Origin of the sequence: Kitasatospora cystarginea (assembly GCF_039533515.1) — a bacterium.
Taxonomy (GTDB): domain Bacteria; phylum Actinomycetota; class Actinomycetes; order Streptomycetales; family Streptomycetaceae; genus Kitasatospora; species Kitasatospora cystarginea.
On the sequence record NZ_BAAATR010000010.1, the window covers coordinates 22,822 to 44,609 of the forward strand.

Annotated in this window: 20 protein-coding genes and 4 pseudogenes; 5 read left to right on the forward strand and 19 right to left on the reverse strand. The window is 71.1% G+C overall.

Annotated elements, in window-relative coordinates; genetic code table 11:
- Positions 1 to 376 precede the first annotated feature (376 nt).
- Positions 377 to 802, reverse strand: coding sequence for an Hsp20/alpha crystallin family protein (locus ABD369_RS13430; protein ID WP_344636583.1), 426 nt, complete (start codon positions 800 to 802; stop codon positions 377 to 379).
- 402 nt (positions 803 to 1,204) lie between these two features.
- Between ABD369_RS13430 and ABD369_RS13435 the strand changes: the two genes are divergently transcribed.
- Positions 1,205 to 1,345: a hypothetical protein gene (locus tag ABD369_RS13435; protein WP_344636584.1), complete on the forward strand. Its 141-nt coding sequence runs from the start codon at positions 1,205 to 1,207 to the stop codon at positions 1,343 to 1,345.
- Positions 1,346 to 1,422: 77 nt separating this feature from the next.
- On the opposite strand, the gene ABD369_RS13440 is transcribed toward ABD369_RS13435, so the two are convergent.
- Positions 1,423 to 2,295 (reverse strand): universal stress protein, encoded by an 873-nt coding sequence (locus tag ABD369_RS13440; protein WP_344636585.1) that lies wholly within the window; start codon positions 2,293 to 2,295, stop codon positions 1,423 to 1,425.
- A 528-nt stretch (positions 2,296 to 2,823) separates the two neighbouring features.
- On the reverse strand, positions 2,824 to 3,423 hold the full coding sequence (locus tag ABD369_RS13445) for an HAD family hydrolase (RefSeq protein ID WP_344636586.1): 600 nt from the start codon (positions 3,421 to 3,423) through the stop codon (positions 2,824 to 2,826).
- Between the two features lie 149 nt (positions 3,424 to 3,572).
- Between ABD369_RS13445 and ABD369_RS13450 the strand changes: the two are divergent.
- Positions 3,573 to 4,039 (forward strand): annotated as a pseudogene (locus tag ABD369_RS13450) (hypothetical protein); the annotation flags it as partial.
- On the opposite strand, the gene ABD369_RS13455 reads toward ABD369_RS13450, so the two are convergent.
- From ABD369_RS13455 to ABD369_RS13485, 7 genes are all read right to left on the reverse strand, one after another.
- The gene (locus tag ABD369_RS13455; protein ID WP_344636587.1) at positions 3,966 to 5,063 is read right to left on the reverse strand and encodes a baeRF2 domain-containing protein; all 1,098 of its coding nucleotides are present in this window, start codon (positions 5,061 to 5,063) and stop codon (positions 3,966 to 3,968) included. The pseudogene ABD369_RS13450 and the gene ABD369_RS13455 sit on opposite strands and share 74 nt — an antisense overlap.
- Positions 5,064 to 5,082: 19 nt before the next feature.
- Positions 5,083 to 5,319, reverse strand: a complete 237-nt coding sequence (locus tag ABD369_RS13460; RefSeq protein ID WP_344636588.1) for a hypothetical protein — start codon at positions 5,317 to 5,319, stop codon at positions 5,083 to 5,085.
- A gap of 28 nt (positions 5,320 to 5,347) precedes the next feature.
- Positions 5,348 to 6,148, reverse strand: coding sequence for a sigma 54 modulation/S30EA ribosomal C-terminal domain-containing protein (locus ABD369_RS13465; protein WP_344636589.1), 801 nt, complete (start codon positions 6,146 to 6,148; stop codon positions 5,348 to 5,350).
- Positions 6,145 to 7,302: a baeRF2 domain-containing protein gene (locus tag ABD369_RS13470; RefSeq protein WP_344636590.1), complete on the reverse strand. Its 1,158-nt coding sequence runs from the start codon at positions 7,300 to 7,302 to the stop codon at positions 6,145 to 6,147. The genes ABD369_RS13465 and ABD369_RS13470 overlap by 4 nt, the downstream gene beginning before the upstream one ends.
- Positions 7,303 to 7,456: 154 nt before the next feature.
- Positions 7,457 to 7,927: a universal stress protein gene (locus tag ABD369_RS13475; RefSeq protein WP_344636591.1), complete on the reverse strand. Its 471-nt coding sequence runs from the start codon at positions 7,925 to 7,927 to the stop codon at positions 7,457 to 7,459.
- A gap of 585 nt (positions 7,928 to 8,512) precedes the next feature.
- Positions 8,513 to 9,115: a hypothetical protein gene (locus ABD369_RS13480; protein ID WP_344636592.1), complete on the reverse strand. Its 603-nt coding sequence runs from the start codon at positions 9,113 to 9,115 to the stop codon at positions 8,513 to 8,515.
- Entirely contained in the window at positions 9,112 to 9,387 is a 276-nt protein-coding gene (locus ABD369_RS13485; protein WP_344636593.1) for an SHOCT domain-containing protein, read from the reverse strand. Before ABD369_RS13485 ends, ABD369_RS13480 begins: the two co-directional genes overlap by 4 nt.
- Positions 9,388 to 10,060: 673 nt before the next feature.
- Here ABD369_RS13485 and ABD369_RS13490 point away from each other — a divergent pair.
- Positions 10,061 to 12,214 carry a heavy metal translocating P-type ATPase gene (locus tag ABD369_RS13490; protein ID WP_344636755.1) on the forward strand — a complete coding sequence of 718 codons (2,154 nt, stop codon included), beginning with the start codon at positions 10,061 to 10,063 and terminating at the stop codon, positions 12,212 to 12,214.
- A gap of 111 nt (positions 12,215 to 12,325) precedes the next feature.
- Here the strand turns inward: ABD369_RS13490 and ABD369_RS13495 are convergent, their stop codons facing one another.
- Positions 12,326 to 12,502 carry a hypothetical protein gene (locus tag ABD369_RS13495; RefSeq protein WP_344636594.1) on the reverse strand — a complete coding sequence of 59 codons (177 nt, stop codon included), beginning with the start codon at positions 12,500 to 12,502 and terminating at the stop codon, positions 12,326 to 12,328.
- A 490-nt stretch (positions 12,503 to 12,992) separates the two neighbouring features.
- Between ABD369_RS13495 and ABD369_RS13500 the strand changes: the two genes are divergently transcribed.
- The gene (locus tag ABD369_RS13500) at positions 12,993 to 14,318 is read left to right on the forward strand and encodes a PP2C family protein-serine/threonine phosphatase (protein ID WP_344636595.1); all 1,326 of its coding nucleotides are present in this window, start codon (positions 12,993 to 12,995) and stop codon (positions 14,316 to 14,318) included.
- A 149-nt stretch (positions 14,319 to 14,467) separates the two neighbouring features.
- On the opposite strand, the pseudogene ABD369_RS41135 reads toward ABD369_RS13500, so the two are convergent.
- The 6 genes and pseudogenes from ABD369_RS41135 to ABD369_RS13530 form a co-directional block, all read right to left on the reverse strand.
- A pseudogene (locus tag ABD369_RS41135) lies at positions 14,468 to 14,878 on the reverse strand (alpha/beta fold hydrolase); the annotation flags it as partial.
- A complete protein-coding gene (locus tag ABD369_RS13510; RefSeq protein ID WP_344636597.1) occupies positions 14,875 to 16,026 on the reverse strand; it encodes an FAD-dependent oxidoreductase in 1,152 nt (383 codons plus the stop codon). The gene ABD369_RS13510 and the pseudogene ABD369_RS41135, both read right to left, overlap by 4 nt.
- 62 nt (positions 16,027 to 16,088) lie before the next feature.
- Positions 16,089 to 16,781: a TetR/AcrR family transcriptional regulator gene (locus ABD369_RS13515; RefSeq protein ID WP_344636598.1), complete on the reverse strand. Its 693-nt coding sequence runs from the start codon at positions 16,779 to 16,781 to the stop codon at positions 16,089 to 16,091.
- 554 nt (positions 16,782 to 17,335) lie between these two features.
- A complete protein-coding gene (gene htpX, locus ABD369_RS13520) occupies positions 17,336 to 18,235 on the reverse strand; it encodes a zinc metalloprotease HtpX (protein WP_344636599.1) in 900 nt (299 codons plus the stop codon).
- Between the two features lie 5 nt (positions 18,236 to 18,240).
- Positions 18,241 to 18,519 (reverse strand): PspA-associated protein PspAA, encoded by a 279-nt coding sequence (gene pspAA, locus ABD369_RS13525; protein ID WP_344636600.1) that lies wholly within the window; start codon positions 18,517 to 18,519, stop codon positions 18,241 to 18,243.
- Positions 18,516 to 19,292, reverse strand: coding sequence for a PspA/IM30 family protein (locus tag ABD369_RS13530; protein WP_344636601.1), 777 nt, complete (start codon positions 19,290 to 19,292; stop codon positions 18,516 to 18,518). Before ABD369_RS13530 ends, pspAA begins: the two co-directional genes overlap by 4 nt.
- A 556-nt stretch (positions 19,293 to 19,848) precedes the next feature.
- Between ABD369_RS13530 and ABD369_RS13535 the strand changes: the two genes are divergently transcribed.
- Positions 19,849 to 20,148, forward strand: coding sequence for a DUF4193 domain-containing protein (locus ABD369_RS13535; protein WP_344636602.1), 300 nt, complete (start codon positions 19,849 to 19,851; stop codon positions 20,146 to 20,148).
- Positions 20,149 to 21,141: 993 nt separating this feature from the next.
- Here the strand turns inward: ABD369_RS13535 and ABD369_RS13540 are convergent.
- Positions 21,142 to 21,237 (reverse strand): annotated as a pseudogene (locus ABD369_RS13540) (hypothetical protein); the annotation flags it as partial.
- A gap of 107 nt (positions 21,238 to 21,344) precedes the next feature.
- Positions 21,345 to 21,470 (reverse strand): annotated as a pseudogene (locus ABD369_RS13545) (AAA family ATPase); the annotation flags it as partial.
- Between the last annotated feature and the right edge of the window lie 318 nt (positions 21,471 to 21,788).

Consider the following 21,788-nt stretch of genomic DNA (forward strand, 5'->3'; position numbering starts at 1 on the left):
CATGGGGCCGGGCGGCCCAAGCCGACGGGGCTGAAGGACACCGCGATTCCAACGGGCCGGGCGGGACAATGGGAGGCCGGAGTGCCGTGAGGCGGCACGGTGGACATGGCGAGGCCCTGGAATCGCGGTTCACGCCGGTTTCCCGGGAGACACCTGTGAGGCGACCGGGTCCGGCAGGCCGGCGACGACTTCGGCGCCGTCGCGCGATCATCCCTCAGGCTCCGAGGCTGGAGGCACGTACGGGCGTCCGAGGTTTCAGCTCTGATCACGCGTCACCGGGCCTGTGGATGTGGACCTGTTGGCAGGAGGCTCGGCGCCGGCGGACGCACCGCGTCTACCGGCGCCCGTTCTGGCGTTGGCGGGGTGTGTTGCGGCCTCAGGTACCGCGGGTGATCTCAACCCGCCGTGGCTGCTTCTTCTCCGCTTTGGGCAGGGGCGCCTTCACGGTCAGCACGCCCTTGTCGTAGTTGGCGGTGATGTCCCCCTCCTCACATCCTTCTGGGAGCCGGATGCTGCGCGTGAAGGAGCCGTAGTGGAACTCCGAACGATGCTTCTCCGTCTTCTCCTCGCGGCGTTCGGCGTGGACGGTCAGCACGCCCCCTTCGACGGTGATCTCGACGTCCTTCGCCGGGTCGATCCCCGGCAGCTCGGCCTTGATGACGTAAGCGCCCTCCTCCTCGCTCTCCTCGACGCGGATGATGTGCTCTTCCGGGGAGATACGCAGGTCGAAGGGGAAGTCCTCGAGCAGGTCCGGGAACGAGGGCCACCAGTGGGCACGCCTGCGGAGCAGTTCACCGGCCATCGTCGTCCTCCTTACACGATTGACCACTTCCTTCATCCTGCGGTGCGGGGCCAGGCTCCGCGATCGGACGAGTCGAGATCTCCACCGAGGAGAACTTGCAAGTACTCGCCCTCACCACCGCCCGCGGTTCCGGGTGATCCACCGGTCGGGGCCGGACACGAATGGCACGCTGATCGCATCGAGACCACGGAGTTCCACTGGGGCGATCGAGGTGGGGCTATCGCGAATCTGCGTACGACGCGATCCACCCGTAGGCCATTACCTGGAGGCCGTCCGCCGTGGCTGGGCGGCGGGGAAGTGGTGAGGTCCATCCCATTCCCTTCCGCCCAGGTGGCTCTTCGCGGACGATGGATGGCTCCGGCCCGTTGCCGGGAGCAGCGATCAAGCGAAAGTCGGTCGACCATGGGTGAGCACGTGCACGTACGCCTGCGCCACGGACTTGACGTGAACGAGCAGGGCGAGCTGGTGGAGCACCTCCGCTGCGGCTGCGGCGAGGGATGGAGCAGGACCCACCGGGTGGAGGATGGCGAAGCCGAGCGGTGAGCCACCGCTCGGGTTCGCCGGAGATCAAGTCGGTTCCGGGCCGGCCGGGAAGCGGGTGAGGCGCGCGACGCCCGTGGTCAGTGTCGGCCGGATGTCGGCACGGTGACGACCGGGCAGTGGGCGCGGTGCAGCAGGCCGTGTGGGACGGATCCGAGCCTCATCCCGGTGAAGCCGCCCCGGCCTCGGCGTCCGACGACGACCGCCAGCGCATGCTCGGAGGCCCTTGCCAGTTCCTCGACAGGGTGACCACGCACCACCTGGCGGCTCACCGTGACGTCCGGATGCCGCTCCGCCCGTTCGGCCATCGTTTCGAAGAGCAGGCGACGGCACTTCTGGAGTGCGAGGACCTCGTCCGCGGAGTCCAGCAGTGTGGGTTCCCAGACCCAGAGTGCATGAAGGTCCGCGCCGCGTACGGCGGCGGTTTCGAAGGCGTAGTCCACGGCAGCCTCGGAGGCACGGCTGCCGTCCGCCCCGACCACGAGGTACGGCGACCGGCAGACCGCGTCCTCGGGCTCCAGCACCACCACGACCGCGCAGGCGGCCTGGGCGCTGACCGGCACGGCCACCGAGCCGCCGCTCAGGAACTCCTCCAGCCGGTTCAGCCGCCGGGAGCCGAGAACGACCAGCTGCGCCTCCTCGGACTGCCGGCACAGCACCTGCGCAGGGGCGCCCTCCAGCAGGAAGGCGGCGACGTCGAGGCCGGGATGCCGCCCAGTGACGAAGGCGACGGCCTCGTCGAGGGCCTCCTCGCCGGGGCTGCACCCGGACTTTCGGGACACGACGCCGTCGAAGCCGCCCAGACCCAGGCGAAACGGCGATTCCGCGTGCACCATCCGCAGCGGTGCCCGGCGGCGTACGGCCTCGTCGGCGGCCCAGGCGAGCGCGGGCTGCCCCGGGTGCCTGGCGTCCACGCCGAAGACGACGGGACGGGACTCTTCAGGATTCGTCATCGCTCCTCCAACCGACAGCCGTCCACCCGGTCTCACCTGCACAGTACGGACGTCCGTGCCTCGGTGCCTTCGCGGACAGGGCCGAGCGATCCGACCCGGCGTTCGTGACCTGCTGAAGCGCGCCCGGACCGACGATCGTGCTATGGGAACGACCGTCCGTGAGCTGCTGCGGGGCCGCCGCCGCAGACGGGCGCGCCGCGCCTTCCGTAGTGGGTGAAGGGGTACGAGGCTGCGGGCCGGGTGTGACGTGTCCACGCCCGTGCGCCTTCCGGTGGACTGCGGGCGTGGCCGGGTGTGGCAGGTGCGGCCCGCGTGACCCCGCTCGCCCCACAGGGGCCGGCGCCAGGCGCAGATAGCGACACGCCCGGCTCTCACCGTTGCGATCGAAATCCACTCATATCGACGCTTGTCATCGCCCTCTCATCCTGGCATCAGCCGCACCGCCCGGCCTGGTCGGCCGTGATCGCCAACCCGCTGCTCGGGAGCATCCCGGCCCCGCACACTTCCCACTCCGCTGCCCGCGAGTTCCTACAAGCGGGGTAGATCGAGCAGTTCGCGCAGACGCCCGGCGACCGCCCTCTCGTCCAGCCCCAGCAACGGAGTGATGCCCAACTTGTAGGCAGCGGCCAGGTTCTCCTGGCTGTCGTCGACGAACAGGCACTCCTCGGCTGGCACGCCTAGCTTGTCCAGCGTCAGGCGGAAGATTGCCGGGTCGGGTTTGCGTACCCCGTGCTCCCCCGACAGCACGACCTCGTCGAAGGTCCCGTACAGGTCAAATCCCGCGTAGGGATCGTAGGGCTCCCGCCCGACGCTGTTGGACAGCATCGCCGTTTTGATCCCGGCGGTTCGGGCCTGCCGCGCGACCTCGATGACCGGGTAGGCCGGGGAAGCATCATGGAGGTATCGGACCATCAGATCGTCCGGCGCGATGCCCATCAGGGCGGCGAACCCCGCGTTCCACTCGGTCTGGGTGATCTGGCCCAGCTCAAGCTGACGGAAGAGATCCTGTCCCCGAGGGTCGGCCCAGGCACGGAGAAAGGTCCCGCGGGCGATCTTCTCCCGGTCCTCGAAAGCGGCGATCACCTCGACCATGTTGATGGTCAAGACACCGAAGAAGTCGAGGATCAAACCTCGATACTTGGGCTTCGCGGATGTCACCATCTCCAACGCCTACTGTTCGCCGCGAAGTTGATCCGGTGGTTCGCGACCTCGCCGTGGAGGGCGGAGGGAAGTTGCCCGCGGGGGAGGGCCCCGGCGGCAGGGCGCCCGCTCACCACCGCTGCGTCCTGGCCCGCCGCAGCCTGGCACGCCCCGAGGAGATCGCCTACTACCTCGGCTTCGCCCCGACGGGGGCTTCCGTCGCCGAGTTGGTCCGTGTGGCCGGCTCCCGCTGGGCCATCGAGGAAGTGCTTCCAAGCTGCCAATAACGAGTGCGGCCTGGACCAGTACGAGGTCCGCCGCTACGTGGGCTGGTACCGCCACATCACCCTGGCCATGCTCGCTCACGCCTTCCTCGCGGCGATGACCGCCCACGCCCTCGAAAAGGGGAGCCGAAGGAACGGTCCCAACAGCCTCGTTCCCCTCGCCGTGGCAGAAGTGCGACGGCTTCTGGACCTTGCCCGTTCCCAGGCGGCCCGGCTCCAGTTCCGGTGCTCGTCGTGTGCCCGGGTTCATGTGGTGGCGTCCGGGTAGCGTAGGAGGGCGCCGAGGCCGTCGTGCAGGGGCAGTTCCTCGCGGGGGATGACGATGAGTTCCGCGCCGGTGCCGACGATCGTGCGGATGAGTGCGGCGTCGGCCGGTTCCTCCCAGGAGGATTCGACGCCGAGATACCTCAGTTCGCCCTGGGTCAGGCCGATTTGCTTGGGGGTGAGGCCGACCCACAGCCGCTGGTGCAGGTCGAACGGGTCGTTGATCAGGACGGCTTCGGCCTGGCCCCGGCGCAGCGCGGCGACGGTGTCCGCGAGCCCTTCGGTTGCGCCGCTGTGGCGGGCGCGGCGGGCCAGGAAGCGCTCGACGGAGGCGTGGTCGCGTGCGGACAGGCGGCCGTGGAAGAGGTGGTCGAGTTCGTCCTCCAGCAGGGCGCGTTCGGGTTCGGCGTCCCAGCCGTCGCTGTCGATGCCGACGAGCCGCTGCCGCAGGCGCTTGGGGAGTTCGCGGGCGAGGGTGTTGCGGGCCCAGTGGTCACCGGACAGCACGATCGCCTCGGCGCCGCTGTGATCGGCCAGGTCGGCGAGCTGGACTGCGACCTCGGCGGCGGTCTGCCGCCAGTTGTCGGCTGGCACCCGTCGGCGGGTGCGGTCCTCGGGCGCCACGCGGGTGGAAGGCCATCGTCCGGCCTGCAGGTCCACCTCGAACTCGGCTTCTCCGGGCGTGGTTTGGGGCTGGGCGACGCGGTGGACCGCGGCTGCCACGTACGGGATGTCCGGGGCGTGCTGCATGGCGAGTGGCATGGCGTCGGGCAGCATCGTGTATCGGGCGGTGTCCCGGGCGGGAGGTTCGGGCAGTTCCTCGGCGAGGGCGAGTCGTCCGTGTGCGGCGAAGATGGCCTGACCGTGCTGACCGGGCAGGTCGCGGTCGGTTCCCACGAGGCGGGTGACGGTGCTGGTGGTGGCCATGTCGGCGCCCTGGGCGGCCAGTTCGGCCTGCAGGTGACGGCGGCGCAGGTCGATGGCCCGGTCGGGGTCGTCCAGGTCGCGCGAGGTGTCGACGTAGGCGCAGGCGTAGGGGCCCTGTCGTGCGTACAGCGGGCCGAGGAAGGTCAGTTGCATGAGCGGCTCCCTGAGGTGTCTAGAGCCTTTGGGAGAGTAGGAGTTCATGTGCCTGGCGGGCGGCGCGGGCCGGCCGTTCGGGGTCGGGCTCCTGGTCGGGAATCTCTTCCAAGCCCTGGATGAGGGCGCGGATCGCCTGGCCGAGGGCCTGGACCCGGGCTTCCAGCGTTTCCAGGCGCTCGACGGCGCTTTCGAGGTCGCGGCCGGGAGGGTGGGGACCGGCTGCCGGTGTCTGCTGTGTGGTGTGCTCGGTCATTGTCGGCTCCTGGGGGGAGAGCGCGGGGTCACTCGGCGGGTGTGATCAGTCCGTAGTGGCCGTCGTAGCGGTGGTGGAGGTTGTTGCCGTGTCCGGTGGTGTCGTTGGCGAAGAAGACGAATGGAAGGCCGGTGGCGTCCAGCCGTTTCTTCGCCTCGGCCGGGTTCGTCAGGGGTGCGGGAGTGGGGCTCATGGCCAGTGGCACGGCGACGGTTCCGAGCTGTTCGGGACGCGGGTGGAGCTGGGCGAGCCGGTAGCCGGTCGGCTTCGCGCGGTAGATGACGCTGTCCTGGCCGGTGGTGAGGTCGGTGAAGAGGTGGAAGCCGTAGTCCATGGTCTCCATCTCGAAGGCGGCCTCGTCGGGCGTTTCACGGGCGAGGGAGAAGGACTTGTGCCGGATGACCTCGCGCTCCTCCACTGGGCGTGGGAAGTGGTCGGGCCGGTGGGTGGGTTCCTCTCCGTGCCGCCACTCGTGTTCGCCGGCCTTCGGAGCTCCTCCCCGCTGGGCTTCCCAGTGGCGGCGCAGCCGGGAGACCTGGAGGGTGAGGCGGTCGCGGAGCAGGTCGACGGCCTCGGTCATGCTCTCGGCGGCGACGTGGGCCCGGGCGGGGCGGCCGTTGACGTCGAGGTTGGCCTGGGCGAGGCAGGGCCGCTCGGTGGCGGGGTTGTGTGTGCGGGTGAGCCGGATCCGGGCGAACAGCACGGGTTCGCGGACCTCGTCGAGGAGGGCGAGAACCTTGGTACGGGCGAGTTGCACCGTACCTGGCGGCAGGTCGCCCCGGGCCTTGACCTCGATTTCGGGCTTCTGGTGGGTTACGGGGTCGTTCACCACGGTTCTTCTCCGATCGAAGGCACGGTCGCGGGGCGTCCGGTGTATCGGGTCAGGCCCCCGATGCCCTGGGCGGGAGTGCCGGGGATGCCGGGTTCGAGGACTCGCACCCCGGCGCCGGTGAGCAGCGCGGTGCGGATGGCGACATCGGCCAGTGACGCCTCGACGAGGGGCCCGGTCTCCGGTGCGAACGCGGTACTGAGCTCCGCGATGTCAGTGGGGCCGGGCCCGAACCAGGCGGTGCGGCGGGCGGCGGGGTCGTCGGTGATCAGGAGGGTGCGCAGCTGCCCGTCGGCGAGGGCGCGCACGGTGGCGTAGATGCCCTCCACGGCGTGTCCGCGGGGCGAGAGTTCCTCGGCGTACCTGCTCACCAGTGCCGTGGTCTGATCGTGTCCGGCGCGGTGGGTCTCGGCGTCGACCTGGGCCATGCGTTCGGGTGCGGCGCCGTCCGGGCTGCGGCTGCCGCTGACCGGGTGGATCGAGACCTCCTGCTGGATCCGGGTGGGAAGGTGCTTGGCGAGGTACTGCCGGGCGCGGACATCGCCGGCCAGCATCAGTACGTGCGCGTCCACCTCGGCCAGCGCTGTGCCGAGTGCCTGTGCGACCTTGACGGCGTTGTGCTCCCAGGAGTCCTCGGCCCTGCGCTGGTAGCGCATCTGGGACATACCGCCGGGCTGGTTGCGCTCGATCTCGTCGTCCGGACCGGTGACCGTGCGGCAGGTTGCTTCGGTGGCGCCCGTCGGGTAGAGCTGCAGATCCGCGCCGGTGCGGTCGACCACGGCGACCACGTGGGCGGGGTGGTCCTGGCGCCAGGCCAGCAGCGGCAGCAGATGCGGCAGCGGCCCGTGCAGAGCCAGGTCGGCCTGCTCGCAGCCGGGCAGCACGGCCGAATGCAGTACCTCGCCGCCCGCGGCGAAGGCTGCCAGCACGCCGGAGCCGGGCCGCGCGGACAGGAAGACCCGGGTGAGGGCGTCCAGGTCGTCGACCTCGGCACCTTGGGCGGCGAGCTCGCGGAGGCGGGCCTGCCAGCGTTCCTCCGTGTCAAGGCCCAGCTCCGGGCGCGCTTCGAGATCGAAGTAGACCGACAGGAAAGGGCCGGGCGCGGCGAACAGCCCGCGCAGGGCTTCGGTGCGGGTCTCGGTTCCGGTGGTCATGAGAGCCCTCCTTGAAGAGGGATGCGGAAGATCATCGGCGATCTCGGTGGATCAGGCCCGGGCGGCACACTGCCCAGGCAGTGCTCAGCGAAGGCACGAGGCCGGCGTGTTACCTGCTCTCCCTTCGGCAGCCGATCCCGGGCCGTGCGGCTGGTCAGGCGTGGAGGGCGCTTGCAGGCTCACGACCCTGCACTCCCGGGACCACGACGACCGGGCAGGTCGCGTGCTGCACGCAGTGCCGGCTCACCGAGCCGAGCAGGGCGCCGGCGAAGCCGCCCAGGCCCCGGCTGCCCAGGACCAGGAGATCGGCACCGCGTGAGCGCTCCAGCAGCACCTCAGTGGCGTTGCCGGGCACTGAGCTCTGCCGGATCTCCACCTGCGGTTCCGGCCCGGCAACGTCCTCCACCGTGTCGGACAGTACCTTCTCGGCCGTGTGGTCGAGCTGCGGATCTCGCTTGGTCATGGCCCAGCCGTAGACCGTCGGATAGATCCAGGCGATCACGGCGTCCACGACGGCCCCGGTGAGCCGGGCCTGCTCGATCGCCCACCGAAGCGCCTGCTTCGAGAGCTCCGAGCCGTCCACACCCACCACGATCCGGTGCTCCGATCCGACCGTGCCGCCCATGTCGCGCCTCCTTCCGTCCTGTCATCACCACCGTGCCAGCCGGCCCGGCCGGGCCCAAGGTCCGGTCGCCTCCCCGGGCTGGGCCACCTGGCCCTGTCGCGTGGCTTCTCATGATCAGACGGACGGCGGCAGGGCTCTGGACGGCGCCGCATCGCGCTGGTGAAGGTGCCATGAGGCCGGTCCTCGCCGTGTTCTCCGAAACCGCCGAAAGGGCAAGGAAGTTGAAAACCTGACCAACCGGCTCGTGGGCCGCATCGCCGTCCCGCTGGTGGCACGCCTGCGCCCCGGAGCTCGCCCCGGCGTTGACCGCAGGTAGCGCCGGCGGCCCATGCCGCCCGCTGAGGCCAGGACCTCGGACGGGGAGCGACGGCGACCAGCGTCAGCTGAGTGCCCCAGGCCTGCCGACTGCTCGGTTCGCAAGCCGCCGGTCGCCACGGCTGCGGCGAGCTGTGTGAACCGGGGCCACGAACGCGACCAGCACGGCCGGCACCGCGATCTCCGCCAGCGCTCGGCGGCTTCCAAAGCCCGCGTAAGGAGCGCGGCGGTTCGGCCCGGCCGTCTGGAGTTGGCGGGCGGTGGGCCTGTTCAGCCCGTGACGTCCAGCTCGGTATACATGCCGGCCCCGTAGTGGCCGGGGAGATTGCACAGCAGTTCGTAGCGGCCGGGCGTCAGCGTGAGCGTGGCCCAGCCTGTCGCGCCCGAGATGATGCCGTCGCCCGCCCCGGCGCCGCAGCTGCGCGATACCTCGCCCAGGCTGCTGGCCTCATCGATCCGCCCGTCGGTACCGCTCGGCCGTTCTCCCACGGCCTGGCCGTCAGGCAGCGGCAGCACGACCACCTCGTGGGTGAGGGCTCCGGCGTTGAACACGCGCAGCGACACCGTGCCGACGGCAACCGTGCCCGGATGGGCGCGCAGCCACATCATGCCCATGCCGTGCCACCGGGGGGTGTTGTCCTGAGGGAGGCGACCGTGTGGGCCCATCATCCCGCCCATGTCTCCGGCGGTCACATCCACCACGTGGCCCGGTAGCGATGGCGGGGCGCACCCGGGACCTTTCGCCATCCGGCCGGCCGAGGCGGGACCGCGGAAGGCGCCGGGGGCGGCGAGCAACAGCGTCGTGACGATGCCCAGGACCAGGGCCGCCAGCACCCCGACAACGGCCAGTCGCAGGTCATGACGCGCTGTCACCGGTGCTCCCGCAACAAGGTGAGCCGGCGCTTGTACTCGTCCCCGTCGATCTCCCCGCGAGCGAATCTCTCGGCGAGCAGTTCCTCAGCTCGCCGGTGGCCCCGTTCGGGCTCGCCCGGCGGGGGCGGGCCAGGCTGCCGGCCGTGACGGATGCCGGTCAGGTAGTGGACTAGCGCGATGACACCGGCGATCACCAGCGCCCAGAGCAACACCATCATCACGAGCATGACCAACCAACCGCCCCAACCCCAGCCGCCGTCGTACCACATCATGCCGATCGCCTTCCCACGGCCGATGACACCATCGGTTTCCCCTCATCCAGAGTGGCGCGGGACCAGCGGCGACCGGCAGGGACATCGGCCTCGCCCTTGGGGCCGAACGGCCCAGGCAGCAGGGCGATGACTATTGCCCCCAGCTGGTCCAGGCCGAGAGGGAGAGAACACCGCTGTAGCCGTTGCTCTCCGGATCGGCCTGCTTTCCGACGCCCCTGTACGGCCTGGGGCGGTTCGACCCCGGCCGTCGGGTTGCTGGTGGCCTCACAATCCGGGAGGGCATGGAAGTCCGGCGCGGCGAGGAACGCGGCTGCTGACCCTCGCCGCGTAGTACGCCGTCGTCTACGCGCTCGCCGGATCCGATCTGCTGGCCCACCCTTGCCAGTACGCTCCCGGACGGCCCGATCATCTCGGCCCGAAGGCCCCTGGCCGGAGCACCGGCCGGTGCGGTCTCCTGGAGAGGGGTCACCCGAAGCGAGCGGAGCGCACGGTGAACCGACGGCAGGCAGGGCGACCAGGAGAGCGAGTGGCACCGGCTCCCGCCCGGCAGTGGCTGGCGCCGGTGCTGCTCGGCTTTACCGCCGCCGCCCTGATCGCGGGCGGTAGCGCGTGGCTGGCAGACGCGTGGACACTCGCGGACACGTGTTGGGCTGTGGGTACGGTCGCGGCGATCATGCCGTCCGTGGCGTGGGTGGTCGCCGCGCTGCGACGCGGCAAGGCCGGGGTCGACCTGATCGCTGTTCTCGCTCTTGCGGGCACGCTGGCCACCGGCGAGTACCTGGCCGGCGCGCTGATCGCCCTCATGCTCGCCACCGGCCGCTGGCTGGACGCGGCGGCCGAACGCCGTGCCTCCCACGACCTGCGCCACCTGCTGGAGCACGCCCCGCGGTCCGCGCGGCGCCGCACCGGGGGCGAGGTGCGGACCGTTCCGCTGAGCGAGGTTCGGGTGGGTGACCTGCTGGTGGTTGGACCGGGCGAGGTCGTCCCGGTCGACGGGCGGATCGAGGGCCACACCGCTGTTCTGGACGAGTCCGTTCTGACCGGCGAGTCCCTCCAGGTCGAACGCGTCGCGGGCGAGAGGGTGCGCAGCGGTGGCGTCAACGCGGGCACCGCCTTCGAGTTGCGGGCCGAGGCGACCGCGCGGGACAGCACCTATGCGGAGATCGTGCGGCTGGCCGAGCAGGTAGGTGCCGAGGCCGCGCCGGTGGTCCGGCTGGCCGACCGGTACGCCGCCTGGTTCCTGCCGCTGTCGCTGGCGGTGGCCGGCCTGGCGTGGCTGGTCAGCGGCTCGGCGGTGCGGGCGGTGGCCGTGCTGGTGGTCGCGACCCCCTGTCCGCTGTTGCTGGCCGCGCCGGTCGCGATCGTCTCCGGTCTGTCCCGGGCCGCACGGCAGGGCGTGGTGATCCGCGACGGCGCCGCGCTGGAGACCCTCGGTCGCGCCCGCACCCTGGTCCTGGACAAGACCGGCACCCTCACCGCCGGGCGCCCCCGCGTCATCGATGTCGCCGCCGCCCCCGGTCACACGCCCGCCGAGGTCCTCACCCTGGCCGCCTCCGTCGATCAGTTCTCCCCTCACGTCCTCGCCCACGCCATCACCGACGAGGCCCGCGCTCGCGGACTGCCACTCGTCCAGGTCGATGACGTCACCGAGGTACCCGGCCGCGGCGCGGCCGGACGGGTCGACGGCACTGCCGTGACCGTCGGCCGGCGCGGGCACGACGACACGCCGCTGCCCGGTTGGGCACGTGCCGCCGACAACCGGGCCACTCTCGACAGCGCCGCAGTCGCCTGGCTCGGCAAGGGCGACACGCTCACCGGAGCGATCCTGCTGCGCGACCCGCTGCGCCACGACGCCCCGCGCACCCTGCGCCGGCTGCGCGAGGCCGGCATGGAACGTCTGCTGATGCTCACCGGCGACCGGGCGGAGCCGGCCCGTGAGATCGCCGCAGTCCTCGGCCTCGACGACGTCCACGCCCGGCAGACCCCGGCCGACAAGGTCGCCGCCGTCCGCGCCGAACGCGAGCGGGCGGTCACCGTCATGGTTGGCGACGGTGTCAACGACGCCCCGGCCCTGGCCGCCGCCGACGTGGGCGTGGCCATGGGCGCCCGGGGCTCCAGCGCCTCCTCCGAGGCCGCCGACATCGTCCTCACCACCGACCGCGTCGACCGTCTCGCCGACGCCGCCGGCATCGCGGTGCGCGCCCGGCGCATCGCCGTGCAGAGCGCCCTCGGCGGCATGCTGCTGTCCCTCGCCGCGATGGCCGCCGCCGCCTTCGGCCTGCTACCGCCAGCCGCCGGCGCCCTGCTCCAGGAAGCCATCGACGCCGCCGTCATCCTCAACGCCCTGCGCGCCCTACGACCTGACCGGACCGCCCTGCCCACCATCGAACCGGCCACCGAGCAGCTCCTGCAACGCTTCGCGGCCGAGCACGACGACCTGCGTGCGGTCATCGAAGCCGTCCGCGAAGCCGCCGACCACCTGACCGACGCCACCGGCCCGCAGGCCCTGGACTCAGTCCGACAGATCGACCGACTTCTCACCGACCGGCTCCTGCCGCACGAACTCGCCGAGGAGCACCAGCTCTACCCGGCCCTCGCCCCCGCCCTCGGCGGGCCGGAGGCCACCGCCACGATGAGCCGCGCCCACACCGAGATCCACCGCCTCGCCCGCCGCATCGCCACCCACCTGCAACTCGCCGACGCCAACCACGGCCGCCTGCGCGACGAACAGCTCGACGACCTGCGGGCCTGTCTCTACGGCCTCCACAGCGTGCTTCGCCTGCACTTCGCCCAGGAAGAGGAGAACTACTTCTCGCTCGCACACTAACCGAACGGAGAAGTCGGGGGTGGGCGAGTCGACCACTCCGATACGGTCCGACACCGTCCGGCTGGGCTCCCGGCGGGGAACCACCTGGAAACGGGGTGGTCACCGATCCGTTCAGCCGAGGCCCTTGCGGGCGGTGCGGAACACCTCAGCGTGGGCGGCCTCGTCGGCGCCCGTGACCACGGGCTTCGGAGTGTCGTCGGCCTCCAGCAGGCCAGTCGCCGTGATCGCCTTCATCGTGGAGCTGGGTGCGGTGGCGCCGTCGGACGCACAGCGAGACGCGATGCGCATGGCTCGCCAGTAGCAACCCGAGCGTTCTCACCTGGGCCGACGCCGTCCGCCAGCCGGATACCGGACCACGTCCGCTCCTCCGCTCGTGCAACACGCACCGGCGCCGAGTGGCATGCCGCTTCCGGCGTAATGGGCGGTTCGGGAAGCCGCACCATGCCACGCTGTGGTCTGGTTCGATCGCGGTCGTGTCGGGAGGCCAGGTGCACCGCTCGTGGGAGGGAACGCCTACGCGGATCCAGCGTGACCGCAGAGGCGAAGCGGCGCCTTCAGCGCGGACGCCGTCCCCACGCCGTCAAGTGAACCGGACCGTGCTCGCCGAGGCATCGGCACCTCCGCAGCCCCCGCCGGGCACGATCCTGCGGGAGCCGGTAGCGGGATCGTTCGACGCGAGACGATGGGAGGGATGCGAAGGCGCGTCCATCCAGATCAGCGCCGAGCCCCGCCGGCCTGGAGGCGTCGAGATCGGCTACGAGGCCACCGGTCGCCGACGATGACGGGGGAACGGGGCGACTCCCAGAAGCCACACGTCCCCGAGGTGCGCCTGCGACTGGGCGTCGAGCTGGAGCAGATCGCCGAGCAGCTCAAGTCACTGGCCCGCGCCCAGGACCAGATGAGCGCCCTGTACGAGGCCGTCCTCAGCCGGGACGTCGACCTGTCCATCATGCTGCGACTGATCGTCGCCACCGCGATGGACCTGGTCGGCGCCCGCTACGGTGCGCTCGGCGTGCTCGACGAGCAAGGCAAGCACCTCGCACTGTTCGTCCCCGCCGGGCTGTCGGACCAGGAGCTGGCCGACCTGGCCGACGTGGAGCTCCCGCACGGGCTCGGCCTGCTGGGGCATCTGATCGCCCATCCCGAACCATTGCGCGTCGACGACATCTCCGCGCACCCGGACTCGGTGGGCTTCCCACCTGGCCATCCACCGATGCGCACCCTGCTCGGAGCCGCGATCAACATCCGCGGCACGACCTACGGGGACTTGTACGTCTCCGAACGACGCGATGGAAAGCCCTTCGACGCCCACGACGAAGCACTGATCATCGCGCTGGCTGCTGCAGCGGGACTGGCCATCGACGACGCCCGGCTGTACGAGCAGTTCCGCCTCGACGCGGAACAGTTCCAACGACTGCTGCTTCCCCGGCTACCCGACCTGCGCCCCTTCGACGCGGCTGCCGTCTACCGGCCCGCCGCCACGCCCGGCCACGTCGGCGGCGACTGGTACGACGCCCTCCTGGCACCGGATCGAGCCTGCGCGGCCGTCATCGGCGACGTCGCCGGACACGACCTGCAGGCCGCCGCAGCCATGGCCCAGATCCGCAACATGCTGCGCGCCCTGCTCTACGACCGGCGCACCCCGCCCAGCGCCGTCCTCATCCAGCTCGACCGGATCCTGCACGCCATCACCGACAACCCCGTCACCACCGCGTGCCTCGCGCGCATCGAACCCGGGGAGCGAGGCGGATGGATGCTGCGCTGGAGCACCGCGGGCCATCCTCCGCCGCTGCTCCTCACCCCTGACGGAAGGACCGACTACCTGCACGCCGACCCCGACCTTCCCCTCGGCGTGGACGCGGCCGAACCACGCCATGACCACACCCGTCCCGTGCCGCCGGGTGCGACGGTGGTCCTCTTCACCGACGGCCTCTTCGAGCACCCCGACCACTCCGTCGAGGCGGGGCTGGACCGCCTCGCCGCGCTCGCGGCCACCCACGCCGCCCTGCCACTGCAGGACTTCGTGCAAGCACTGGCCGACCACCACCCCAGCGACGCCCACGACGACATGGCCATCCTCGCCCTTCGTACACCCTCTGCCTGACCATCGGGCCCGGCGTAGGCGCGCAGTGCGGCCAGCGCGGCGGGGGATGGGCCTCGGCGCGGCGGCTCGGCCGGCTGGTTGCCGGGTGTCTGCGGTGTCGCCGGGCCGGCGGGGCCGGCCGCCGGCCCGGGCGCGGCCATGGGGTGGCCGGGTACGACGGGGCCGATGGCGTTCATGAGGATGAGCCGGTGGAGGCGGCGGCGGGTGTCGCGCAGGGCCATCTCGGCGGCGACCCAGCCCCCGAAGGAGCTGCCGAGAACGGCGGCCGGATATGCGTCGAGCTGATCGAGCAGCTCCAGGTAGGACTCGGCGAGGTCGGCAACGGAGTCGAGCGCGGGCGGGCGTGAGGTGGTGTGGTCCCAGCCCGGGTGGATGGGGAGAAGTACACGGTGCCGGTCGGCGAGGTGTTCGGCGAGCGGTGTGAGACTGTCGGGGCCAGACCCGCCGTGCAGGAGCAGGACCGGCGTGCCGTGTCCGCTCTGGCGTACCGTCAGTGCCGGGCCGTGGCGCAGGAGTAGTTGTCGGGTGCTTGGTGGGGTGGATGCCGCCGGGTTCGTCACTTGGCTTGCTCCGGACGTGAGTTGAACTGGCCGACCAGGCCCTTGGGTGCGTCGGCGGCGAAGCAGACAGCGAGGTTGGCCGACGAGTCGGCGGCGGCGGCCTCGGCGCGCGGGAACATCGCCTGTTCGTAGCGGGAGAGCGCGGCCTCGGTGTCGCCGGGATGGTCGAGGATGGCTCGGGCGAGTTCGGCGGCGTCCTGCATGGCATTGTTGGCGCCCTCTCCGGCGAACGGCGGCATCACGTGGGCGGCGTCTCCCAGCAGCGTGACGCCGGGCACACGCTCCCATCGGTGGCTGACGGGCAGGGCGAAGATCGGGCGGGGTACGAGCGGGCCGTCGGCGTCGGCGACCAGTGCTCGCAGGGCGGGATGCCAGTCGGGGAACTGCTCCAGCACCCGGGTCTTCGCCGCGGCGGGATCGGCGAAGTCGATGCCGTCCAGCCAGTCGAGCGGGGCTCTGACGGCGGTGTAGACGTGAAGGCTTCCGTCCCACTCGCGGTGGGCGAGGAAGCCCTTGCCCTCGGCGAGCGCGAAGAGCATGCCGCCACCGACGAGTTCGGCCGCCTCGGGGTGGCGGGCGTCGGCGTCGAGCAGGTCGCTCTCCACGACGGACACCCCGGTGTAGGCGGGCGTGGCGCTGGACAGCAGCGGGCGGACCTTGGACCAGGCTCCGTCGGCGCCGACCAGGAGGTCCGCGGTGAAGACAGTGCCGTCGGCAAGGGTGATCTCGTGGCGGCCGTCCTCCCGGGTCCGGGTCTCGACGACCCACGCGCCCCAGCGGACGGTGCCGTTGGGCAGGGAGTCGAGGAGCAGGTCACGGAGCCGGCCGCGGTCGACCTCGGGACGGGTGTGCGTGGAGTCGTCGTCGCTCTCCTCGAAGAGGACGGTGGCGTGCCGGTCCAGGATTCGCATGGCCTCCGCGCCGGGCAGCACGAGCTTGAGGAGCTCCTGGTGCAGCCCGGCGGCGCGCAGGGCGGCCTGGCCGGACTCCTCGTGGATGTCGAGCATGCCTCCCTGGGTGCGGGCGTGCCGGTCGGCGTCGCGGTCGAAGACGGCGGCCTGGACGCTGCTCGTGTGCAGGACGCGGGCCAGCGTCAGACCGCCCAGGCCGGCGCCGACGATGGCTATGGGGTGGTGCGCCGCGGTCATGACGGTACCTCGATTCGACGGGCGATATGGGGAGCGGAGGGCCGGTCGGAGGCCGGCCGCGATCAGTCCGTCGGCCGGGGGGTGGTCTTCGCGCCATTGATAACTGCGCGGAAGATCCAGGCCAGGCGCTGTTCGGGGGTGCCGGAGACCAGGTCGTTGCCCAGCGCCGCGATCCGTGGGTGCGTCTGGGCCGTGGCGTTCCGCAGCGCGTCCACCAGCGCGGCGTGCTCGTCCTCGGAGGCGATGTCACGGTCCTGGGTGGACTGCTCGGCCGCGGTGGCGGTGGCGATCTGGAGCAGGACGTCCACGCCCCAGGCGGCTTGCGCGTCGGGGACCTCGCCCTCGTGCAGGAGGGCGAGGACCGCCTCGACCAACGCCAGGTAGTTCGGCCCCGAGGGGCGGGCCACCAGTGCGGAGTGCGCGAGGCTGGGGTGCTCGAACAGGACGTGCGTGTAGGAGCCGAGGACGGCCACCAGCCGCTCGCGCCAGTCGCCGGCCGCCTTCGCCGGGGTGAGGTCGACCGCGCCGAGCAGGTCCTCGAGGATCGCCGCGTGGAGCTCGGCCGTGTTGGACACGTACACGTACAGCGAGGCCGGGCCGGTGTCGAGTTCCTGGGCCAGGCGGCGCATGGTGACGCGCTGCAGCCCTTCGGTCCGCATCAGGCCGACGGCGGTGGCGACGATGCCTTCGTAGCTGAGGGCCGGCTTCGCGGGCCGCTCGCGCCTGCTGCGAGGTTCGTGGGTTCGGGGGCTCATGGCCGCAGCGTAACGAACTTGTTTGTAACGAACAAGTTCGTTAAATCGACAAGGCTGTGACTGTCGCACCGGGGACGTCCCGGCCTGCGGGGTCGCGGGCGCAACTTCCAGCTCGGCTTCGTCATACCACCACGCTTCGGCGGCCGTACCGTGACTGCCGACCTGTCATCCCATTGCCTGCCACGGCGGCTGCCGCTGCCGGCTGCCATGGCGAGATCGCGGCCTCGGCTCCGATGCCCGACGGGCACGCCGCGGCCGAGCCGGTTCTGGTCGGCCATTTTGTGGGCGCGGCCGCGCATGCCGTTGTCATGCCGCAGTGGGCGGATCGGTGTTCGTCTCGGCACCGGCGCGCGACCGCCTTCCTGCGCCTGTACCTGCAGCGGGGGGCGTTGCCATTCTGGCGGCATCCGCACAAGCACGCCGGGCGTCACTGATCCCGGGCCGGACGGGTCGTCGCACTCTGGTCGGGCTGTACGAACCGCCTCGAACCGCCCGTCCGTCCCGGCGGGCGGAGCGCGGACGCCGCCGGGACGGACGGGGCGGGTCTCGACAGGTCAGGTCGGCCCACCCAGCTCCTGTGAGATCCGGGCGAGCTGGTCGAGGCGGCGTTCCAGGCTGGGGTGCGTGGAGAACAGGCTGAAAAGGGTCGTCCCTTCGCCGAGGGCGGGGGTGAAGAAGAAGGCGTTGAAGGGCTGGGCGGTGCGCAGGTCCCGGGTGGGGATGCGAGCGATGGCGCCGCTGACCTTGGTCAGGGCGGAGGCGAGCGCGGAGGGGCGGGCGGTGAGCAGGGCGGCGGAGCGGTCGGCCGCCAGTTCCCGGTACCGGGACAAGGTCCTGATCAGCAGGAAGCTGATCGCGTAGACGGTGGCGGAGACTGCCATGACGAGGGCGAGCAGGGCGGCGGTGTTCTGGTCGCCGCGCCGTCCGAAGAGCTCGGAGTAGAAGGTGAACCGGACCAGCAGTCCGGCCAGGACGCCGAGGAAGGAGGCGATGGTGATCACGGCGACATCGCGGTGCGCGACATGGGACAGCTCGTGGGCCAGCACGCCCTCGAGCTCCTCGGTGTCCAGGCGGCGCAGCAGTCCGGTGGTGACGCACACGACGGTGTGGCCGGGGCTGCGGCCGGTGGCGAATGCGTTGGGCAGGTCCATCGCCGAGAGGGCCACCTGGGGTTTGGGCATGTCCGCCATCGCGCACAGCCGGTCGACGACTCCGTGCAGGTGCGGCTCCTCCTCGGGAGTGACCGCGCGGCCGTGCATGGCGAACAGGGCGATCCGGTCGGAGAACCAGAACTGGGCCGCGAGCAGTCCACCGGCGATCACCACCACCACGATCCAGGACTTGAGCAGTACGATGAGCGCGGCGATGAACGCCACGTAGAGCAGCCCGAGCAGGAACAGCGTGGCCAGCATCCGCAGGGTCAGCTGCCGGTCGGGCCGGAAGCGGGTGGTCATGGTGTTCACCCCGGGATCAGGCTCTCGTCGGTGAGCAGGGCGCTCACCTCCGCCAGGCTCATGTCCTCATCGGGAAGCACGAGTTCGGAGGGGACGAGGGAGTCGGGGGTGAGCGGGGCGCCGAGGCGGCGCACCGTTTCGAGGAGGGCTCGCAGGGCCCCGGCGAACCCCTTTTCGTCCTGTGCTTCCACGGCGCTCTGAAGGCGGGCGTCGAGCCGGTTGAGTTCGTCCAGATGGCCTTCGGCAACGCTGTACTGCCCTTCGCCGAGAATCCGCACGATCACGATGCAGCCTCCTTGTCCGGCGGGATGGCGGGCCTGCCGGCGGCTTCGACCGCAGGGGCGGCGCCGGATCCGGTCAACTGGGCTTTCATACGGGCCAGTTCAGCTTCGATGTCGTGGCCTTCGCTCACGGCATCGAGCTGCGCCTGGATGTCGTCGCGGCCTGCGGGCAGCGTGGCGTCCTCCAGCGCGCCGGTGGCGATCAACTCATCCAGCGCGCCGGCGCGGGCCTTGAGCTGCTCGGTCCTGTCCTGGGCGCGCTGCATGGCCAAGCCGATGTCACCCATTTCCTCCGAAATACCGGTGACGGCCTCGCTGATACGGGTCTGGGCCTCCGCGGCGGTGTAACTCGCCTTGATCGTCTCCTTGCGGGTGCGGAAGGCGTCCACCCGCGCCTGCAACCGCTGAGCGGCGAGCGTGAGCTTCTCCTCCTCCGCCTGCAACGAGACTTCCTGGCCCCGCAGATCGGTGATCTGCGAGGTGACGGCCGCGCGCCGGGTCAGGGCCTCGCGAGCGAGGTCCTCACGCCCGGCCGCGAGCGCCTGCTGCGCCTGGTTCTCCAACTTCGCGGAGGACTGGTCGAGATGGGTGATCTGGAGTTCGATGCGTTTGCGGCTGGTGGCCACGTCCGCCAGGCCGCGTCGCACCTTCTGCACCAGGTCCAGCTGTTTCTGGTACGAGTAGTCGAGCACCTCGCGCGGGTCCTCCGCGTGGTCCAGTGCCTTGCCGACCTTGATCCTGAACAGGGCGGCGATACGGCGCATGATGCTGGTCATGGCTGGCCACCTCCGCATTCTTCTGCTCGTCCTCGTCGGCCTCAGCGGCGACCGTGATCAACGACATCGCCGACCAGACTCACTCGCCGACGCCGTGATCGGTCCGGAACATGATGGCGCTCCGCCTCCCCGAGTCGGAAGTGCCTCTCGTTTCACGTTCCTCCGGCCCTGGTCAGGAGGCCAGGGCCGTTCGGTCCCGGGGCCTGGGCGAGTGGGCCTCTGGCTGGCGGGGCCATAGGTGGGAGTGCTGCCGGGCTGCCAGGGCAGCAGCCATCGGCCCTCTGCTGCTCGATCGGGGAAGCGGGTGGTGTCGGCTTCCGTGAGTCCGACGGCCCCCTGTGCTGAGCAGGGCAGTGTACGGCCGGCAATGGGGCGATCTGCGGGCGCCGCCCGCCCGGTCGTGACCGGCAACCACCCGTCCAGCGAGCAGGTCCCGCTCATCTGACGAGCGGCTTTCCCCCAGCCCGAGTAGAACGGTCAACAGCAGACTCAGCCGGCAGCGGCATATGAAACCTGGCTCCCATCCCGGTCCTGCGATCTCCTCGAGGAGGTTTTTGTGGCAACCGACTATGACGCCCCGCGCCGCAGCGACGAGACCGAAAGCACGGACAGTCTCGAAGAGCTCCAGGACCGTCGTGACCAGCGGTTCCCCGGTGCGGCCGTCGACGAGGCCGAAGAACCCGAGTCCGTGGAACTGCCCGGTGCGGATCTCTCCAACGAGGAACTCACCGTCCCGGTCGTGCCTCCGCAGCCGGACGAGTTCGTCTGCGCTCGCTGCTTCATGGTTCACCACCGCAGCCAGCTCGTCGGCCAGACTGCGGACGGCCAGCCTGTCTGCCGTGACTGCCTGCCCTGACCTGACGGCGTACCCCACTGCTGTGAGGGGCGAGCCGCAGCCAGGGCAACAGCACTGCTTGCAGGCAGTGCGCCCGCGAACCCGGCTGCGCGCTGAGCAGTCAGGTGGTGCCGTGCGCGCTGTCGACGGCCACGCGCAGTACGGCGTCCACGTCGGTATGGACGGGTTGCCCGTCCGCGAGATCAGGGTCCAGTGAACCACCACGATCCTTTGCGGGGCGTGGCTTCCGCCTTCTGGCGGAAGCGTTACGGCATATCGCTGCGCTTCGGGCATGGGGGCGCGCCCCTGACCGCCGTGGGTGACCACGATCTCGGCCAGCGTGTCCGCCGCCGCGATGCTGGGGGCGAAGGGTCGGTCACCAGTGCGGTGGCTTCTGAGCATGGTGAGTGGTGGTGCTCGCCGTGGGCTCTGCGGATCGGGGGTGGGCTGTTCGGTTCTGGTGTGCGGGACGGGGTGACCGGCAAGCGGCGGTTGATAGTGGTCCGGGTGGCCCGTTGTGCGAGCGGGTGGAGGGCTATGTTGCGGTCGCGGAGCTCGACCATGCCGTAGGTGTGCAGCAGGAGAGTGTCGACGGTCTCGAAGGGGAACTCGTCGAGGGAGTCGCGCCCGGGCCATGGCCTGCAGGCAGGAGCTGGTCTGCGTCGACGTCGCACACCTCGCCGGTGCTGATGGCCCTGGCCGCGTGACTGGTGCTGATGGGCCTGGGCGTTCGTCGCCGGGTGCTTCTTCATCCTCTGGTGGTGGGCCCGCCGAGCGCCTGCCGGGTGGGGCTGTCGGCACGGTGGGCGGGCGTGGCTGCGCGTCCCGCTCCGGAACCGGCGTTGTTCCAGTGGGTATGTGCCCGGACTCGTGCACGGCGACCGCACGGCGTTCCTCCGGGAGAAGGGCGTCGGAGGACTCCCCGCGACCGAGCAGTACCCGGTCGCGGGCGGTGTCGACGTCCTGTGCGGTGATGACGGTATGTCCGGCTCGCACCGCGTTGATGGCGGCCTCGTTCACGAGGTTCGCCAGGTCCGCTCCGGAGAACCCCGGGGTGCCACGGGCGACGCGCTCCAGGTCGACGTCGGGGGCCAGGGCCTTTCCGCGCACGTGGACGGAGAGGATCGCCGACCGCTCGCCCTGGTTCGGCAGCGGTACGTGACCTGCCGGTCGAACGGACCCGGTCGCAGCAGAGCCGGGTCGAGCGCGTCGGGGCGGTTGGTCGCGGCCAGCACGACGATGCCCGTGCTCTGGTCGAAGCCGTCCATCTCCGAGAGCAGTTGATTGAGGGTCTGCTGGTTGCGTGCGATCATCTCGTGCATTTGAGCCTCCCCCGCTCTCATGGTCCGCCCCGGAGGAGACTCCCCGGCGATCCGTCAGACGATGGGAGAGGCCGACCTGCTCGGGCTCAACCTGGAGTACGACCGGCCGGACGGCACCCGCACACCCGCCGCCCGGGCTATCTGCTCGGCTCGCTCGCCCTGCTGGCAGTCGCCCAGTCCGGGCATCCCGTGGTGCTGGTGCGCGCTCCCTGGGGCTCGCTGGAGCCGGTCCGGCGCGTCTGGGGCCGTTGGTCGCGGAGCTGGTCCCTACCGTGTGACGGGGGTTCAGCTCGCGACGAGCGGAGGGCGGGTGGCCCGGCGGAAACAGGGGACTTCGCA